This window comes from Thioclava sp. NS-SX20 (assembly GCF_057380695.1).
In genome coordinates, this window is sequence record NZ_CM170816.1 from 189554 (window position 1) to 206124 (window position 16571).

The following is a 16571-nucleotide window of genomic DNA, read 5'->3' on the forward strand; positions in this document are numbered from 1 at the left end:
TATGGCACTTTCCCCGCTCAACCGGCGCCGCTGGCAGAATTTCAAAGCCAATCGCCGCGCCTTCTGGTCGCTGGTTATCTTTAGCGTGCTGTTTGTCGCCTCGCTGTTTGCCGAGGTGCTGGCCAATGACAAGCCCATCGTGGTGAACTATCGCGGGCATTTCTATTTTCCGGCCTACCGGTTCTACCCCGAGACCACATTCGGTGGGGATTTCCGCACCGAAGCCGTCTATCGCGAGCCGGAGGTGCAATGCCTGATTGTCACCGGCGGTAACGAGGCCTGCTGGGACGACCCCGAGACCTATATGAAAGAGGCGCGGGAGAAAGGCACGGTCGAGGGCGAAAAGGTCGAGACCGGCTGGATGATCTGGCCGTTGATCCATTATAATTACCGCACCATCAGCGATGTCGCGCCGGCCTTCTCGCCGCCCGACAGCACCCATTGGCTGGGCACCGACAACACCGCCCATGATGTGCTGGCGCGGGTGATCTACGGCTTCCGCACCTCGATCCTGTTCACCTTGATCGTCACCGGCGTCGGCTCGCTGATCGGGGTCGCGGCGGGGGCGGTGCAGGGCTATTTCGGCGGCAAGGTCGATATCGTCTTCCAGCGGCTTCTGGAGATCTGGGCCTCGACGCCCTCGCTCTATGTGATCATCATCCTTTTCGCCATTCTGGGGCGCAGTTTCTGGCTCTTGGTCTTTGTGTCGATCCTGTTTGGCTGGCCTGCCTTGGTGGGGGTCGTGCGCGCCGAATTCCTGCGCGCGCGCAATTTCGAATATGTCCGCGCCGCGCGGGCCTTGGGGGTGAGTGACGGCACGATCATGCGCCGCCATATCCTGCCCAATGCGATGGTGGCTACGCTGACCATGCTGCCCTTCGTGGTGACCGCCACGATCTCGATGCTGGCCTCGCTGGATTACCTTGGCTACGGGCTGCCGTCCTCGGCGCCCTCGCTGGGGGAACTGGCGCAGCAGGGCAAGGAAAACCTGCAGGCCCCGTGGCTCGGGCTCTCGGCCTTCTTCACATTCGCGGCGATGCTGTCGCTGTTGATCTTCATCTTCGAGGGCGTGCGCGATGCCTTCGACCCGCGCAAGGTGTTCCAATGACCACGATCCTCGATGTCAAAGACCTGAAGATCAGTTTCGGGCGCGGGCCGGAGGTGGTGAAGGGCGTCAGCTTTACCGTGGGGCAGGGCGAGACCGTGGCGCTGGTGGGGGAATCCGGCTCGGGTAAGTCGATCACGGCGCTGTCTTCGGTGCAGCTTCTGGGGCCGAATGCGCATCTGTCGGGGTCTGTGCGCTATAAGGGCCAGGAGATGGTGGGCGCCCCCGAGCGCCTTCTGCGCAAGGTGCGCGGCAATGATATCAGCTTCATCTTCCAGGAGCCGATGACCTCGCTCAATCCCCTCCATACGCTGGAAAAGCAGCTGGGCGAAAGCTTGGCGCTGCATCAGGGTGTGCGGGGCGCGCAGGCCAAGGCACGGATTGTCGAGCTGTTGGATAAGGTCGGCATCCCCGACCCCGAAAGCCGTTTGGCCGATTATCCGCATCAGCTCTCGGGCGGGCAGCGCCAGCGGGTGATGATCGCGATGGCACTGGCCAATGGGCCGGATCTGCTGATTGCCGACGAGCCGACCACCGCGCTGGATGTGACGATCGAGGCGCAGATCCTTGACCTGCTGGCCGATCTGAAGCGCGACATGGGCATGAGCCTGCTGTTCATCAGCCACGACCTTGGCGTGGTGCGCCGTATCGCGGACCGTGTCTGTGTCATGCAGAATGGAGAGATCGTCGAGCAGGGGCCGGCCGAGGAAATCTTTGCCAATCCGCAGCACCCCTATACCCGCAAGCTGCTGGCCGCCGAACCTAAAGGTCTTGCCGATCCGGTGCCCGAGGATGCGCCGGAACTGGTGCGCACCGAGGATCTCAAGATCTGGTTTCCCGTGAAACGCGGGCTTTTGCGCAAAGTGACCGGCCATGTAAAGGCCGTCAATGGCGCGTCTTTGTCGGTGCGGGCGGGGGAGACGCTGGGCATTGTGGGTGAAAGCGGGTCCGGCAAGACCACGCTGGCGCTGGCCATCATGCGGCTGATCGAAAGCGACGGGCCGATCATCTATGCGGGCGAGAATATCGCCCAGTGGGAGGGCAAGCGCCTGCGCGCGCTGCGCCGCGATATGCAGATTGTGTTCCAGGACCCGTTCGGCTCGCTCAGCCCGCGGATGACGGTCGAACAGATCATCGCCGAAGGGCTGACCGTGCATGGGCTCGAGCCCGGGCGCAACCGCACCGAAATGGTGGCGGAGATCATGGCAGAGGTCGGCCTGCCGCCCGAGGCGATGCATCGCTACCCGCATGAATTCTCGGGCGGGCAGCGGCAGCGCATCGCCATTGCCCGCGCCATGATCCTGCGCCCCAAAGTGGTGGTTCTGGACGAGCCGACCTCGGCGCTGGATATGACGGTGCAGGTGCAGATCGTCGATCTTCTGCGCAACCTGCAACGCAAACACGGGCTGGCCTATCTGTTTATCAGCCATGACCTGCGGGTGGTGCGGGCGCTGAGCCATAAGGTTCTGGTGATGAAGCGCGGCGAGGTGGTCGAGCAGGGCGCGGCGGGCGATGTCTTTGCCAACCCCAAAACCGGTTATACCCGCAACCTGATGGCGGCAGCTTTGGGGGAGGCGGTGTGAAGGTCCTCTTCGCGCACCAGAACTTTCCCGGCCAGTTTCCGCATCTGGCTCCGGCGCTTCAGGCGCGCGGCCATGATGTTCTGGCCCTGACGGCCGAGAAAAACACCCGCCCTTCACCGGTCAGGGTGGTGAAATACCGCCAGCCCGACGAGGTAACCCTGTCGTCGAACCTTACGCGGATGTATGCGCAGGTTTCCGAGCGCGGGATGAAGGCGGCCCGTGCCGCGCGGCAATTACGCAGCGAGCATGGCTATGTGCCGGATGTGATTTTCGGCCATCCCGGTTGGGGCGAGACCCTGTATCTGCGCGAGGTCTGGCCGGAAGCGCGACTGCTGATCTATGGCGAACTGATGTACCGGACATCGGGGCTTGATACCGATTTCGATCCCGAATTCGCCCGTGACATGTTCGAGAGCCGTATTTCGACCGTGGCGCGCTCGGCACATCTGATCCAGACCATGGTGCAGGCCGATGCGGCCCTGTGCCCCACACGGTTTCAGGCCGAGACCTTCCAGCCCGAATTCCGGCACAAGATCACCATCTGTCATGACGGGGTCGATACCGACAGGCTGTGCCCCAACCCCGATGCGGTTTTCGAGATTGCGCAAAAGGGGCTGCGTTTCCGTCCCGGAGACGAGGTGCTGACCTTCGTCAACCGCTCCTTGGAGCCCTATCGCGGCTATCACAGCTTCATGCGGGCGCTGCCCGACGTGCTGGCGGCGCGTCCGGAGGCCCATGTGTTGATCGTGGGCGAGGAAGGGCAGAGTTACGGCGGCCCCCCGAAAGACGGGATCAGCTGGAAAGAGCGTTATCTCAACGAGGTCCGCGACAGGCTGGATCTCTCGCGGGTGCATTTTCTGGGGCGTATCCCCTATGACCGCTATATCGCGATGCTGCAGGTCAGCCGTGCCCATGCCTATCTGACCTATCCCTTTGTGCTGAGCTGGTCGCTGATGGAAAGCATGAGTGCGGGGTGCCATGTCGTGGCCTCCGATACCGCCCCCGTGCGCGAGATGATCGCGGATGGGGAGACCGGAGAGCTGGTCGGCTTTTTCGATATTCAGGGGTGGTCGGACCGGCTGATCGCGGCTCTGGCCGCGCCCGAGCGTTTTATCCCGATGCGGCTTGCCGCGCGTGCCCATATGGTCGCGCAATATGATCTGCGCCGCCAGTGTCTGCCCAGACTTGTCGAGTTTGTCGAAACCGCAGGGCGTGCCTGAGGCGGTTCCAGCGTGTTGCCGCCTTGTGGGGGAGCGGGGGCAGGCGCGCCCTTGTCCTGCGGGGGGAGCGAAACGGAGCAGGGCATCGAGCCCCGCTCCGTTTCGGTCGGGGGCACTGCCCCCTCCGGCTTTGCCCCCTAACGCTGGTTTCAGATGGCCGAGCTATGGCCCGCCTTCGAGAGATCGTAGGCATCGAAATACCGCGCGATCAAACGGGTCAGGGGGCGGCCTTTCTCGGGGATCACAAGGCCGAAGCTTGTCATCTCGACGCAGTCCTCGAATTCGGCCGCACAATGGCTGAACATCTGTGTCAGATGGGCGAGCGTCACATCATGATGGCGGAGAAGGTCATCCGTGCGGACCTCGAAATCGCACATCAGGGCTTCGATGATACGTGCGCGCAGGTGATCCTCGCGGCTGAGGATATGGCCGCGCGCCGTCGAGAAGCTGCCATCGCGGATCGCGCCCACATGCTTGCCCGTGGCCGAGGCGTTTTGCGCATAGCCCTGCGGGAAGCGGGAGATCGCGCTGGCCCCGAGGCCGACCAGAACATTGGCCTGATCGTCGGTATAGCCCTGGAAATTGCGCCGTAGCTGGCCTGCCTTCTGCGCCACGGCCAGACCGTCATCGGGCAGCGCGAAATGGTCGATGCCGATTGTGTCATAGCCATCCGCGCGGAACAGCATCGCCGCGCGGTCGAACAGGTCGAGCCGCTCTTCCGGTGTGGGCAATTCGTCGGAGGGCAGCATGTTCTGGCGACGGGCCATCCACGGCACATGGGCGTAGCCGTAAAGCGCGACACGATCGGGGGCCAGCGACAGCAGTTTCTGCACCGAAGACGAAATCCGCTGCGGCGTCTGCCGTGGCAGGCCGAACAGGATGTCGGCATTGAGGCTGGAGATGCCTCGTGCCCGGATCATCTCGACCGCGCGGGCCGTCACCTCGAAACTCTGGTCGCGCCCGATGATCTTCTGGATCTCAGGATCGAAATCCTGCACCCCGATCGAGGCACGGTTCATGCCCGACTGCGCCAGCGCATCCAGACGTGCGGCATCGATCTCGTTCGGGTCGATCTCGACCGAGAATTCGGCCCCTTCGGCCAGAGGCACCGCGTTGAAGGTGGCCTCGGCCAGACGGCGCATCATATCGGCGGGCATCAGCGTCGGCGTGCCGCCCCCCCAATGCAGCCGCGACAAAGTGACGCCTGGGGCGAGCCGCTGTTTGAGCATTTTCAACTCGCGCAGCAGCACTTCGGAATAGGCCTGCACTGGCTCGGCGCTTTGCGTGCCCTGCGTTCTGCAGGCGCAGAACCAGCAGAGCCGCCGACAGAAAGGCACATGCATATAAAGCGAGATAGAGCTTCCCGCAGGGATGGCTTCGATCCAAGAGGAGAAGGCCTCCGGTCCCACATCCGCACTGAAATGCGGGGCCGTCGGATAGCTGGTATAGCGGGGGACGCGTGCGTCAAACAATCCCAGACGGGCGAGTTGCGATTTGTGTTCCATGCAGATATGTTTAGAAGATCAACGCGCAGCAGAAATTGACTCATATCAAATGTCCATTACGAAAGATGATGTGCCCTCGCTCACGCTTCAGTGTGGGGACTGCACCATCCGCCACAGGGCGGTCTGTGCTCGCTGTAGCGCGGAGGAAATCGACGAGCTTGAGGCGATCAAGTTCTACCGCACCTACGAGGCGGGCCAGACCATTGTCTGGGCCGGTGATGAAATGGAATTCGTGGCCTCTGTGGTGACGGGAATCGCCACGATCACGCAGGCGATGGAAGACGGGCGCACGCAGATGGTGGGGCTTTTGCTGCCCTCGGATTTTGTCGGGCGTCCGGGGCGGTCCAACGCCGCTTACAACGTGACGGCCACCACCGATGTGCTGATGTGCTGCTTCCGGCGCAAGCCTTTCGAGGCGATGATCGAGCGCACTCCGCATCTGGCGCAGCGCCTGTTGCAGATGACGCTGGACGAGCTGGATGCCGCGCGTGAATGGATGCTGCTTCTGGGGCGCAAGACCGCCCGCGAGAAGATCGCCTCGCTGCTGTCGATCATCGCGCGGCGCAATGCGTCCTTGCAGATGAAAAACCCCTCGGAAAGTATGACATTCGATCTGCCGCTGACCCGCGAGGCGATGGCCGATTATCTGGGCCTGACGCTTGAAACGGTGTCGCGCCAGATTTCGGCGCTCAAGCGGGACGGGATCATTTCGCTGGAAGGCAAGCGCCATGTGACCGTGCCCGATATGGATGCGTTGCAGCTTGAGGCGGGAGATGATGCGGATGGCGGGATCTTCAACTAGGGCGTTTGTCACGCTTGATGTCTTTACAACGACGCCCTTCGCGGGAAATCCGCTTGCCCTTCTGCCCGATGCGACGGGGTTGAGCGATGCGCAGATGCAGACCATCGCGCGCGAGTTCAACCTCTCCGAGACGATCTTCGTCTTTCCGCCCGCCGATCCGGCCCACCGTGCCCGCGTCCGGATCTTCTATCCGCAGGGCGAAATGTCCTTTGCCGGTCATCCCACCATTGGCTGCGCGATCTTTCTGGCGCTTGAGGATCTTGCTCCGGATACGGACGGGGCCGATTTCGACCGTGTGCTGGTGCTGGAAGAGGAAGCGGGGCTTGTGCCGGTGCGTGTCTGGCGTGAGGCCGGAGAGATCCGTGCCGAATTTCAGGCACCTGTCCTGCCCGAACGCCTGCCCGAATGCCTGCCCGACGACCTGCCGCAGAGCGCAGCGCTGGATCGTTGTGCCGCCGCGCTTGGGCTAGACCCTGCGGATCTGGATGACGCGCCTCTGGCGGTGATTGCTGGCGGGCCGCGTTTTGCATTTATCGGTCTGCGCGATACAGAGGCGCTGGCGCGGGCGTGGCCGGTGCAGCCCGCCTTCGACCTTTTGCAGACAGAGCTGGCGGCGGCGGGGGTGTATCTTTATGCGCCCACAGGGGCGTATCGCTGGCAGGGGCGGATGTTCGACCCGATGGGCGGTATTCCCGAAGACCCCGCGACAGGGTCTGCCACCGCACTTTTTGCCGCGCAGCTTCTGGCACGAGGGGCTCTGCGGGATGGCGAGACCTGCTTTGCCTTGCAGCAGGGTGTCGAGATGGGGCGCATCTCGGATCTTGGACTGCGCGTGATCTGTCGGGGCGGGCGCTTGGCCTCGGTCCATGTGTCCGGCGCGGCGGTCGAGATCAGCCGCGGCAGGCTCAGGCCACCCCCGGTCCTGATCCCCGATCAGATCGGGCAGCGCGTATAGCGTAGCGGGGCAGGGGCCGCGCCATCGCCGGTTTCGGTGCGGATCACGGTCTGGCCCTTGTCCTTCAATTCCAGCATTTCGTGATAGGACCATGACTGGCCCTCGCCGGTAAAGTCGAACAGGCCCGCAAGCTTGGTTGCGGATTGTTCCTGCGGTTCGGTCAGAACACCGCGCGATTCATAAAAGGTCAGGGTATCGGCGCTGACCGTCATCAGCCCTTTGGCATCGCCCTTCGTCGAGGTGCAGTCGTTCAGGCTCATGCCCCAGCGGCCCTGAAACCCTGCGGGGATCGGTCCGGCTGCGGCCACGTTCCCTGCATCCGGCTTGGCGCTGCCCGGCGGCATGCAGGCCGCAAGCGCGAGGGTTCCTATCAGGGGCAGGGCGAGCAGTCGCATCAGTCTCTCCAGTCTCCAATGGCCGGTTTTTCGGGTGACAGCCGCAGGATTGGGGTGTGGCGGCACGACTGTCCAGCACAGTGTAGAACGGGCGGCATAAAGCCGCCCGTTCGTGAGTGCCATCAGAGATTTCTTGCCGGTTTAATGCGACATCAGCACCGGAACGGCAGCCATTTCCAGCATGTGACGGGTTGCCCCGCCAAGAATCGCCTCGCGGAAGCGCGAATGGCCATAGGCCCCCATCACGATCATATCGGCGCTCGTGTCGCTGACATGGCGATTGATCACATCGGAGATGCGCGGCATGGTTTTGGGCAGCACCGTCACTTCGGCGGCCACACCGTGGCGCACAAGCATCTGGCAAAGCGCACTGCCGGGATCGGCGCGTTCGGGCCCATGTGCGGGCGGCGCGACAAGGGTGATATCCACCTTCTCCGCAGCTTTCAGCAGCGGCAGGGCGTCGCGCACCGCATTGAGCGATTCGTCGGACTGATTCCACGCAACCACCACATGGCGGCCACTCAGGCGACCATTGAAATCGTCAGGGACGATCAGCACCGGCACATTGCCCTCGAACAGGGCGGCCTCGATGGTGGCCTCGATTTCCTGTCCACGATCTTCGCCATAGGGGCGTCCCATCACGACCAGATCGGCAAACCGCGCGCGGATCGCCACAGCCGGAGAGATCGAACCAAGCTGGACGACCATGGTTTCGGTGGCCCAGCGGATATCCTCGGCTTTCAGCCGCGCCAGCACGCCTTCCTCGATCTTGCGGGCTTCGTCTTGCGCCTGTTCGATGATTTCCTTCTGAACATAGGCAGTTGCGCCTGCATAATAGTAGCCCGTCTGCGAAACATCGACGCCGAGGCAGAGCACATCAAGATGCGCCTGCTCCTGACGGGCCATCACAACGGCCGCGTCCAACTGGGCTTTCGCCGCGCCCAGATCGGTAACAATAGTCAGAATAGATTTATAGGACATGGCTTTGCCTCGTCATTTCAGTTCGGAAAATATCATATGCCTGCTTCTAATTCACCACTTTGACAAGGATCAATTCATGGATTGAAGACCTACTTTTTGCCCTCTCGAAGAGTTGATGCAGATCAATGCATAGTGAAGGCGTCCCCCGCAAAAGGGACTGAAGTCGTGCCCCTTTCATTTGAGCAGGGGAGAATAAGACGAAGGGACGCAATATGTGGGATTATCTCAAGCTAGCTATGCTGGGGCTCGTCGCGGTGCTTGCCGCGATTGCTGCCAGCTATGGCCGCGATCTCGCCTATACCGTGAATGCGATCGAAGTATTTGTGGCGGCTGTGATTGCACTGATCTGGGTGATGCGGGGAATGGAAAAATCCAAACCCGTCTCGCAAACGGAATATTTTGACAGTGTCATTCGCTATGGCGTGGTGGCAACGGTTCTATGGGGTATCGTCGGCTTTCTGGTCGCCGTGTTCATCGCTTTCCAGCTGGCCTTTCCGGCGCTGAATTTCGAATGGGCGCAGGGCTATCTGAATTTCGGCAAGCTTCGTCCCCTACACACCTCTGCGGTGATCTTCGCCTTTGGCGGGAACGCGCTGATCGCGTCGTCCTTCTATGTGGTGCAGCGCACCTCGGCGGCGCGCCTGTTTGGCGGCAGCCTCGGCTGGTTCGTGTTCTGGGGCTATAACCTGTTCATCGTTCTGGCGGCGTCTGGCTATATCCTCGGGGCCACCCAGTCGAAAGAATATGCCGAGCCGGAATGGTATGTCGATCTGTGGCTGACCGTCGTGTGGGTGGCCTATCTGATCACCTTCCTCGGCACGATCCTCAAACGCCGCGAGCCGCATATCTATGTGGCCAACTGGTTCTACCTTTCGTTCATCGTGACTGTGGCGATGCTGCATATCGTCAACAACCTCGCTCTGCCGGTCTCGATCTTCGGGTCGAAATCCGTGCAGCTCTTCTCGGGCGTGCAGGATGCGATGACGCAGTGGTGGTATGGCCATAACGCGGTGGGCTTCTTCCTGACGGCAGGCTTCCTCGGGATGATGTACTATTTCGTGCCCAAACAGGCCGAGCGTCCCGTCTATTCCTACAAGCTGTCGATCATCCACTTCTGGGCGCTGATCTTCCTCTATATCTGGGCTGGTCCCCACCACCTGCATTACACCGCGCTGCCCGACTGGGCCTCGACGCTGGGGATGGTGTTCTCGATCATGCTGTGGATGCCCAGCTGGGGCGGGATGATCAACGGTCTGATGACGCTCTCGGGCGCGTGGGACAAACTGCGCACCGATCCGGTGATCCGTATGATGGTGGTGTCCATCGGCTTCTACGGCATGTCCACCTTTGAAGGTCCGATGATGTCGATCAAGGCCGTCAACTCGCTGTCGCACTATACGGACTGGACCATCGGTCACGTGCATTCCGGCGCGCTTGGCTGGAACGGGATGATCACCTTCGGGATGCTCTACTTCCTTGTTCCGAAACTGTGGAAACGCGAGCGTCTCTATTCGCTCAAGGCCGTCAGCTGGCATTTCTGGCTCGCGACGATCGGGATCGTGCTCTACGCCGCCTCCATGTGGGTGACCGGTATCATGGAAGGTCTGATGTGGCGTCAGGTGGATGCGCAGGGCTTCCTGGTGAACTCGTTCGCTGACACCGTTTCCGCCAAATTCCCGATGTATGTCGTGCGGGCTCTTGGGGGTGTGATGTATCTGACCGGTTCGCTGATCATGGCCTGGAACCTTTGGGCGACGGTTGCCAAGCAGCCCAAGGCCGTGGCTGCGGCACCTGTTGCGGCAGAGTAAGGAGAGAGACCTATGTCCATTCTGGATAAACACGGGATCATCGAGAAGAACGCGACGCTGCTTCTGATCGGCTCCTTCCTTGTGGTGACCATCGGCGGGATCGTCGAAATCGCGCCTCTGTTCTATCTCGAGAACACGATCGAGAAGGTGGAAGGGGTCCGCCCCTACACCCCCCTCGAACTGACCGGCCGCGATATCTATGTCCGCGAGGGCTGCTATGTCTGCCATAGCCAGATGATCCGCCCGATGCGGGACGAGTATGAACGCTACGGTCATTACTCGCTGGCGGCGGAATCGATGTATGACCACCCGTTCCAATGGGGGTCCAAACGCACGGGGCCGGATCTGGCGCGTGTGGGCGGGCGTTACTCGGATGCGTGGCATGTCGATCACCTGACCAACCCGCAATCGGTCGTGCCGGAATCGGTGATGCCGAAATACGGCTTCCTGAAGAACCGTCTGATCGATACGGCCCATCTGGAAGAACGTCTGACAACCGATGCGGCGGTCGGGGTGCCCTATAGCTCCGATATGATCGAGGCGGCCAAGGCCGATTTCGCGGCCCAGCTGGATCCTTATGCCGATACCGATGGCCTGTTCGAGCGCTATGACGACCGTGTCAATGTGCGCAATTTTGATGGTCAGCCCGCCGTGACCGAGATGGATGCGCTGGTCGCCTATCTGCAGGTTCTGGGCACGATGGTCGATTTCTCGACCTTCGAACGCGATGCAAGCCGGTAAGGAGGGCATGATGGACTATCATATCTTCCGTGAATTTGCCGATAGCTGGATGCTGCTGTTCATGGTGATGATGTTTGTGGGCGCGATCTTATGGGCCTTCCGGCCCGGTGCCCGCAAAGCACAGCGCGACAGCGCCTCCATCCCGTTCCGTCACGAGGACCGTCCCGCAACCGCAGCCGACAAGGAGGTGGGCAAATGAGCAAGACACCCAAGAAACTGCCGAATGATCCTTCGACCACGGGCCATAGCTGGGATGGTATCGAAGAGTTCAACAACCCCCTGCCGCGCTGGTGGCTGTGGACGTTCTATGCCTGCATCATCTTCGCTCTGGGCTATTCGGTTGCGATGCCCGCATGGCCGCTGTTGAACGGGGCAACGCCGGGGCTGTTGCACAAATCGACCCGCGCCGATCTTGAAGCCGATCTGGAGCGCTTCGATGCGATGAATGCGCCCGTCGAGGAAAAACTGGTGAATACCGACCTCGCGGCCATCGCTCAGGACCCCGAACTGGTGAACTATACCCAGAATGCGGGGGCTGCGGTGTTCCAGACATGGTGTGCGCAATGTCACGGGGCAGGGGCCGGTGGCCAGCAGGGTCTGGGCTATCCCAGCCTTCTGGATAGCGATTGGCTCTGGGGTGGGACGATCGACGATATCTACTTCACCGTCACCCACGGTATCCGTAACGAAACCGATCCCGATGGCGAGGCGCGCTATAGCCAGATGCCTGCCTTCGGCACCGACGGTATTCTGGATGAAGAGCAGATTGCGCAGGTCGTGCAGCATGTGCGCCAGATCTCCGGTCAGGACTTCGATGCGGATCTGGCCAAAGAAGGGGCGGCGGTCTTCGAAGAGAACTGCACGAGCTGCCACATGGAAGATGGCACCGGTGACAAGTCCCAAGGCGCGCCGAACCTGACCGATGCGATCTGGCTTTACGGCGGCGATGTCGCCACCCTCACCAAGACCGTGCATGACGCCCGTTTCGGTGTGATGCCCAACTGGAACACCCGCCTGAGCGAAGCCGAGATCCGCGCTGTGGCCTCTTATGTCCACGGTCTGGGCGGCGGCCAGTAAACGAGATCTCCGCGCCATGCCCTAAAGCTTGGCGCGGAGTGCACCGGCACCTTGTCCTGTTCGCGCGTTTCCATGGGGGTGCCGGTGCTTTTTTATAAATCCACAATCATGACTGCCGGTCCAAGCCTTTGCTTGGGCCGCTTTTTTATGGCGTCTGCGGGGGTAGCACCTTTGGTCAATTGTATTCGAAAAAATGCATGCCAAAGTGGAATTTTGACGCAAGTCAAGGAAAGGTGAGGTTGGAAAGCGCATTCAGAACTCCGACCTGACGACGATCCCAAGGAGATTGCACCGTGAGCGCCCCAGATCCTGTCGCCCCGCCGCCGCTCTATGCCAGCCGCGAGCCGATTTTTCCGCGCCATGTCCGTGGTAAGTTCCGCAGCCTGAAATGGTGGTTGATGGGGATGATGCTGGGCATCTACTACATCCTGCCTTGGGTGCGTTGGGACCGTGGTCCGGCATTGCCCGATCAGGCGGTGCTGGTCGATCTGGCAAATCGTCGGTTTTTCTTCTTCATGATCGAGATCTGGCCGCATGAATTCTATTTCGTGGCGGGCCTGCTGATCATGGCGGGGCTCGGGCTGTTTCTGTTTACCGCTGCGATGGGGCGGGTGTGGTGTGGCTATGCCTGTCCGCAAACGGTCTGGACCGATCTTTTCATGCATGTCGAACGCTGGGTCGAGGGGGACCGGAACGCGCAGATCCGCCTTCTGCGTTCGCGCTGGACGGGAGAAAAGATCCGTAAGCGCGCGTTGAAATGGGCCTTGTGGCTGGTGATCGCCGTCGGCACGGGCGGGGCGTGGGTGTTCTATTTTGCCGATGCACCGACCTTGTTGCGCCAGCTGGTGACCGGACAGGCGGCGATGGTGGCCTATCTTACGCTGCTGGTGCTGACCGCGACGACCTTCTTCTTCGGCGGTTTCGCCCGCGAGCAGATCTGTATCTATGCCTGCCCGTGGCCGCGCATTCAGGCCGCCATGATGGACGAGGATACCCTGACCATCGGGTATCGCAACTGGCGCGGCGAACCGCGCGGCAAGCTGAAAAAGGGCGTGAAAGCCGATGCGGCGCAGGGGGATTGTATCGACTGCAATGCCTGTGTGAATGTGTGCCCTATGGGGATCGACATCCGCGACGGCCAGCAGATGGAATGCATCACCTGCGGCCTGTGTATCGATGCCTGCAACGAGATCATGGACAAAACCAACCAGCCGCACGGGCTGATCGGCTATATGGCGCTGCGCGACGAGGAGCGCGAGAAGAAAGGCGAGGCCCGTGTCAGCCCTTGGCGGCATATCTTCCGGCTGCGCACGATCATCTATTTTGTGCTCTGGGGAGGGATCGGTGTCGGGTTGATCGTGGCATTGCTGGTGCGCTCGCCGATCGAGTTCAACGTTACGCCGAACCGTTCGCCGCTTTATGTCACGCAGCCCGACGGGACGATCCGCAATATCTATGCGCTTCGTCTGCGCAACAAGGAGCATGACCCGACCGCCTATGTCATTTCGGTGACCGGTATGGATGGCCAGCCTGTGGATGGTCTGAGGGTCAAGGTCGAGGGACGGGACGGGGCGTCGGTGATCGTGCCTGCCGATACGACCTTGTCGGCGCGGCTCTATCTGGAAGCGGTGCGCGGTTCGGCGCTGGCCGATGCGACACGCAGCGATCTGGTTCTACGGGTCAGCCAGAAGGATGGCGACCGGTCTGTAACCGAAAAAACGGTCTTTAACGGCAAGGGGCGGAACTGAGATGATGACGCGTGAACTGACCGGTAAACATGTTCTGGTGACCGTGGTCGGGGCCTTTTCGGTGATTATCGGGGTCAATATCTTTATGGCCTATAATGCGATCTCCAGCTTTCCGGGGCTGGAGGTGACCAATTCCTATGTGGCAAGCCAGCAATTCGACACATTGCGGGCGGCGCAACAGGCGCTTGGCTGGACGGTCGAGCCGCTTTACGAGAATGGCCAGCTCAGCTTCCGGCTGACGGATAAGGAGGGCCTGCCCGCGCCGGTCTCGCGGTTTTCCGCGCTTGTCGGGCGCACCACCATGTCGCGCGAGGATGTCACCCCGCAATTCCGTCGGGTGAACGGGGCCTATCTGGCCGATCTCACTCTGGCACCGGGGGCGTGGCTTGTGCATCTTGATGCGGTGGCGGCGGATGGCACGGCCTTCCGGCAGCGGATCGATCTGTTTGTCAGGAACTGAGCGGTGAGCGCTGCGCCAGATATCGAAACCGCTGTTTCGGCCTGTCCGGCCTGTATCGCAGCCCCTGCGGCGCAGGATCTGGCGCGGCGTGCCATCGCGGCCCCCAGCCTGTCGTTGTCTTTGCCCTCGATCCATTGCGCGGCCTGTATCACCGATGTCGAGGCCTGTCTGGGCGCGATTGACGGGGTGCGCGATGCACGGGTCAACCTGACGCTGAAGCGTGTTGCGGTGCAGGCGGGGCCGGAGATCACCGCCGCGCAGCTGATCGGCGCGCTGGAGGGCATCGGCTATGAGGCGCATGAGCTGGACCCTGATGTGCTGCGCGCCACCGAGACAGACAGGCAGGGCCGCGATTATCTGATGCGGATCGGGGTCGCGGGCTTTGCCATGATGAATATCATGCTGCTTTCGGTCGCGGTCTGGTCGGGGGCGGGCGATGCCACGCGCGATATGTTCCACTGGATTTCGGCAGCGATCGCCTTTCCGACGGTGATCTTTGCGGGCCAGCCCTTTTTCGCTTCGGCCTATCGGGCGCTGCGGGCGCGCAGATTGGGAATGGATGTACCGATTTCGCTGGCGATCCTGCTCTCGACAGGGATGTCGCTGTTTGAAACCATCCATTCAGGGCGGCATGCCTATTACGACGCAGCCGTAATGCTGATCTTTTTCCTGCTGGTCGGGCGCTATCTGGATTACCGCTCGCGCTCGGCGGCGCGTTCTGCCGCAGAGGAGCTGGCCGCGCTGGAGGTGCCGCGTGCATGGCGTGTGACCGATGCGGGCGAAACCGAAGTGCCGGTGGCGGATTTGCGCGTGGGCGATCACCTGCGCCTGCGTCCGGGCGGGCGGCTCGCCGCGGATGGGGTGGTGCTCGAGGGGCGCTCGGAAACGGACCGGTCCTTGCTGACCGGTGAGAGCCTGCCTGTCAGCGTCGGGCCGGGGGCTGTGCTTTCGGCGGGGGAGGTCAATCTGACGGGGCCGCTGCTGGTGCGTCTGACCGCTGTCGGTCGCGACAGTTCGCTCCACCGGATGGCCCAGCTGGTGGCCGCTGCCGAGACCGCGCGGACCCGATACACCACGCTGGCCGAGCGGGCGACCCGTGCCTACACGCCCTTGGTGCATCTGATGGCCTTTTCAGCCTTTGCGGTATGGATGTGGCTTTCGGGCGATCTGCGTCTGGCGCTGAATATCGCCGCAGCCGTGCTGATCATTACCTGTCCCTGCGCCTTGGGGCTGGCGGTGCCTGCCGTCGTGACGGCCGCCTCGGGACGGCTGTTCCGGCAGGGGCTTCTGGTGAAGGATGGCAGCGCGCTCGAGCGGCTGGCCGAAGTGGATTGCGTGGTGTTCGACAAAACCGGCACGCTGACGATGGGCCTGCCCGAACCGGCGGATCTGGCAGGGATGGAGGCACAGGCGCGCCGCATTGCCCTTGCTCTTGCGGCGGCCTCGTCGCATCCGCTTTCCGTGTCGCTGGCTGAAATGCTACGCGCCGAAGGCGTCGAGCCTCAGGTGGTGGAGGGCCTTTGCGAAGTTCCGGGATGTGGGGTCGAGGCCCGCGATCAGGGGCGGAGGATCCGTTTGGGACGGGCCGACTGGGTAGGCGCACAGGGCGAGGGCACATGGCTTGATGCGGGGCAGGGGAACCTGACGCGCCTGCGCTTTCAGGACCGTTTGCGCCCCGGAGCGGCTGAAGCCGTGCGTGCCTGTGTGGCGCGGGGGCTTTCGGTTCGGCTGGTGTCGGGCGATACCACAGCTGCGGTCTCGGCACTGGCCGCGCGTCTGGGGATTGCCGACTGGCAGGCCGAGGCACGCCCCGAAGACAAGGCTGCGACGCTGGCCGCTTTGTCCGGGGCAGGCCATCATGTGCTGATGGTGGGGGACGGGTTGAATGACACGATTGCACTGGCGCAGGCCCATGTGTCGATCTCTCCGGCCTCGGCGCTTGATGCCGCGCGCACGGCCTCCGATATCGTGCTCTTGGGCCAGAATCTGGAGCCGATTGCCGAGGCCCTGCAGATTGCGCGCAAAGCCCGTGCGCGGATCAAGCAGAATTTCGCGATTTCCATCGGCTATAACATGATTGCCGTGCCGATCGCGCTTCTGGGGTTGGCCACGCCGCTGGCTGCAGCCCTTGCGATGTCGGCCAGTTCCATTACCGTGTCCCTCAACTCCTTGCGGCTCAAGTAATCTCGAA

Annotated in this window: 15 protein-coding genes; 12 read left to right on the forward strand and 3 right to left on the reverse strand. The window is 62.0% G+C overall.

The genetic code is table 11. The annotated features are described in order from the left end of the window. Position 1: 1 nt before the first annotated feature. The 3 genes from AC2ISB_RS00895 to AC2ISB_RS00905 are packed head-to-tail and all read left to right on the forward strand — an operon-like array spanning position 2 to position 3908. Positions 2–1108 (forward strand): ABC transporter permease, encoded by a 1107-nt coding sequence (locus tag AC2ISB_RS00895; protein WP_406735655.1) that lies wholly within the window; start codon positions 2–4, stop codon positions 1106–1108. Then, positions 1105–2688, forward strand: a complete 1584-nt coding sequence (locus AC2ISB_RS00900) for an ABC transporter ATP-binding protein (protein WP_406735654.1) — start codon at positions 1105–1107, stop codon at positions 2686–2688. Before AC2ISB_RS00895 ends, AC2ISB_RS00900 begins: the two co-directional genes overlap by 4 nt. After that, positions 2685–3908 carry a glycosyltransferase gene (locus tag AC2ISB_RS00905; RefSeq protein ID WP_339108972.1) on the forward strand — a complete coding sequence of 408 codons (1224 nt, stop codon included), beginning with the start codon at positions 2685–2687 and terminating at the stop codon, positions 3906–3908. The genes AC2ISB_RS00900 and AC2ISB_RS00905 overlap by 4 nt, the downstream gene beginning before the upstream one ends. A 149-nt stretch (positions 3909–4057) precedes the next feature. Here AC2ISB_RS00905 and hemN read toward each other — a convergent pair whose 3' ends face one another. Continuing rightward, on the reverse strand, positions 4058–5413 hold the full coding sequence (gene hemN / locus AC2ISB_RS00910) for an oxygen-independent coproporphyrinogen III oxidase (RefSeq protein WP_339108973.1): 1356 nt from the start codon (positions 5411–5413) through the stop codon (positions 4058–4060). Between the two features lie 55 nt (positions 5414–5468). Here hemN and fnrL point away from each other — a divergent pair, with 55 nt between their 5' ends. Further along, positions 5469–6215, forward strand: coding sequence for a transcriptional regulator FnrL (fnrL, locus tag AC2ISB_RS00915; RefSeq protein ID WP_406721634.1), 747 nt, complete (start codon positions 5469–5471; stop codon positions 6213–6215). Continuing rightward, a complete protein-coding gene (locus AC2ISB_RS00920; protein ID WP_486575619.1) occupies positions 6196–7170 on the forward strand; it encodes a PhzF family phenazine biosynthesis protein in 975 nt (324 codons plus the stop codon). Before fnrL ends, AC2ISB_RS00920 begins: the two co-directional genes overlap by 20 nt. Here AC2ISB_RS00920 and AC2ISB_RS00925 read toward each other — a convergent pair. Together AC2ISB_RS00925 and AC2ISB_RS00930 are read right to left on the reverse strand one after the other, a co-directional pair. Continuing rightward, a complete protein-coding gene (locus tag AC2ISB_RS00925; protein WP_339108976.1) occupies positions 7149–7688 on the reverse strand; it encodes a hypothetical protein in 540 nt (179 codons plus the stop codon). The genes AC2ISB_RS00920 and AC2ISB_RS00925 overlap by 22 nt on opposite strands. A gap of 18 nt (positions 7689–7706) precedes the next feature. After that, positions 7707–8546, reverse strand: coding sequence for a universal stress protein (locus AC2ISB_RS00930; RefSeq protein ID WP_339108977.1), 840 nt, complete (start codon positions 8544–8546; stop codon positions 7707–7709). Between the two features lie 212 nt (positions 8547–8758). On the opposite strand from AC2ISB_RS00930, the gene ccoN reads away from it, so the two are divergent. The 7 genes from ccoN to AC2ISB_RS00965 all read left to right on the forward strand — a co-directional run bounded on the left by ccoN (position 8759) and on the right by AC2ISB_RS00965 (position 16564). Continuing rightward, the gene (gene ccoN / locus AC2ISB_RS00935) at positions 8759–10354 is read left to right on the forward strand and encodes a cytochrome-c oxidase, cbb3-type subunit I (RefSeq protein ID WP_406720249.1); all 1596 of its coding nucleotides are present in this window, start codon (positions 8759–8761) and stop codon (positions 10352–10354) included. A 12-nt stretch (positions 10355–10366) separates the two neighbouring features. Continuing rightward, a complete protein-coding gene (ccoO, locus tag AC2ISB_RS00940) occupies positions 10367–11095 on the forward strand; it encodes a cytochrome-c oxidase, cbb3-type subunit II (RefSeq protein WP_339108979.1) in 729 nt (242 codons plus the stop codon). Positions 11096–11102: 7 nt separating this feature from the next. Next, on the forward strand, positions 11103–11294 hold the full coding sequence (locus AC2ISB_RS00945) for a cbb3-type cytochrome oxidase subunit 3 (RefSeq protein ID WP_406720250.1): 192 nt from the start codon (positions 11103–11105) through the stop codon (positions 11292–11294). Further along, on the forward strand, positions 11291–12172 hold the full coding sequence (gene ccoP / locus AC2ISB_RS00950) for a cytochrome-c oxidase, cbb3-type subunit III (protein ID WP_339108981.1): 882 nt from the start codon (positions 11291–11293) through the stop codon (positions 12170–12172). Before AC2ISB_RS00945 ends, ccoP begins: the two co-directional genes overlap by 4 nt. Before the next feature lie 293 nt (positions 12173–12465). Continuing rightward, entirely contained in the window at positions 12466–13920 is a 1455-nt protein-coding gene (gene ccoG, locus AC2ISB_RS00955; protein ID WP_486575623.1) for a cytochrome c oxidase accessory protein CcoG, read from the forward strand. 1 nt (position 13921) lies between these two features. Further along, complete coding sequence (locus AC2ISB_RS00960) at positions 13922–14380, forward strand: FixH family protein (RefSeq protein ID WP_339108983.1); 459 nt, start codon at positions 13922–13924, stop codon at positions 14378–14380. A gap of 3 nt (positions 14381–14383) precedes the next feature. Beyond that, a complete protein-coding gene (locus AC2ISB_RS00965) occupies positions 14384–16564 on the forward strand; it encodes a heavy metal translocating P-type ATPase (RefSeq protein ID WP_339108984.1) in 2181 nt (726 codons plus the stop codon). Positions 16565–16571: the final 7 nt, after the last annotated feature.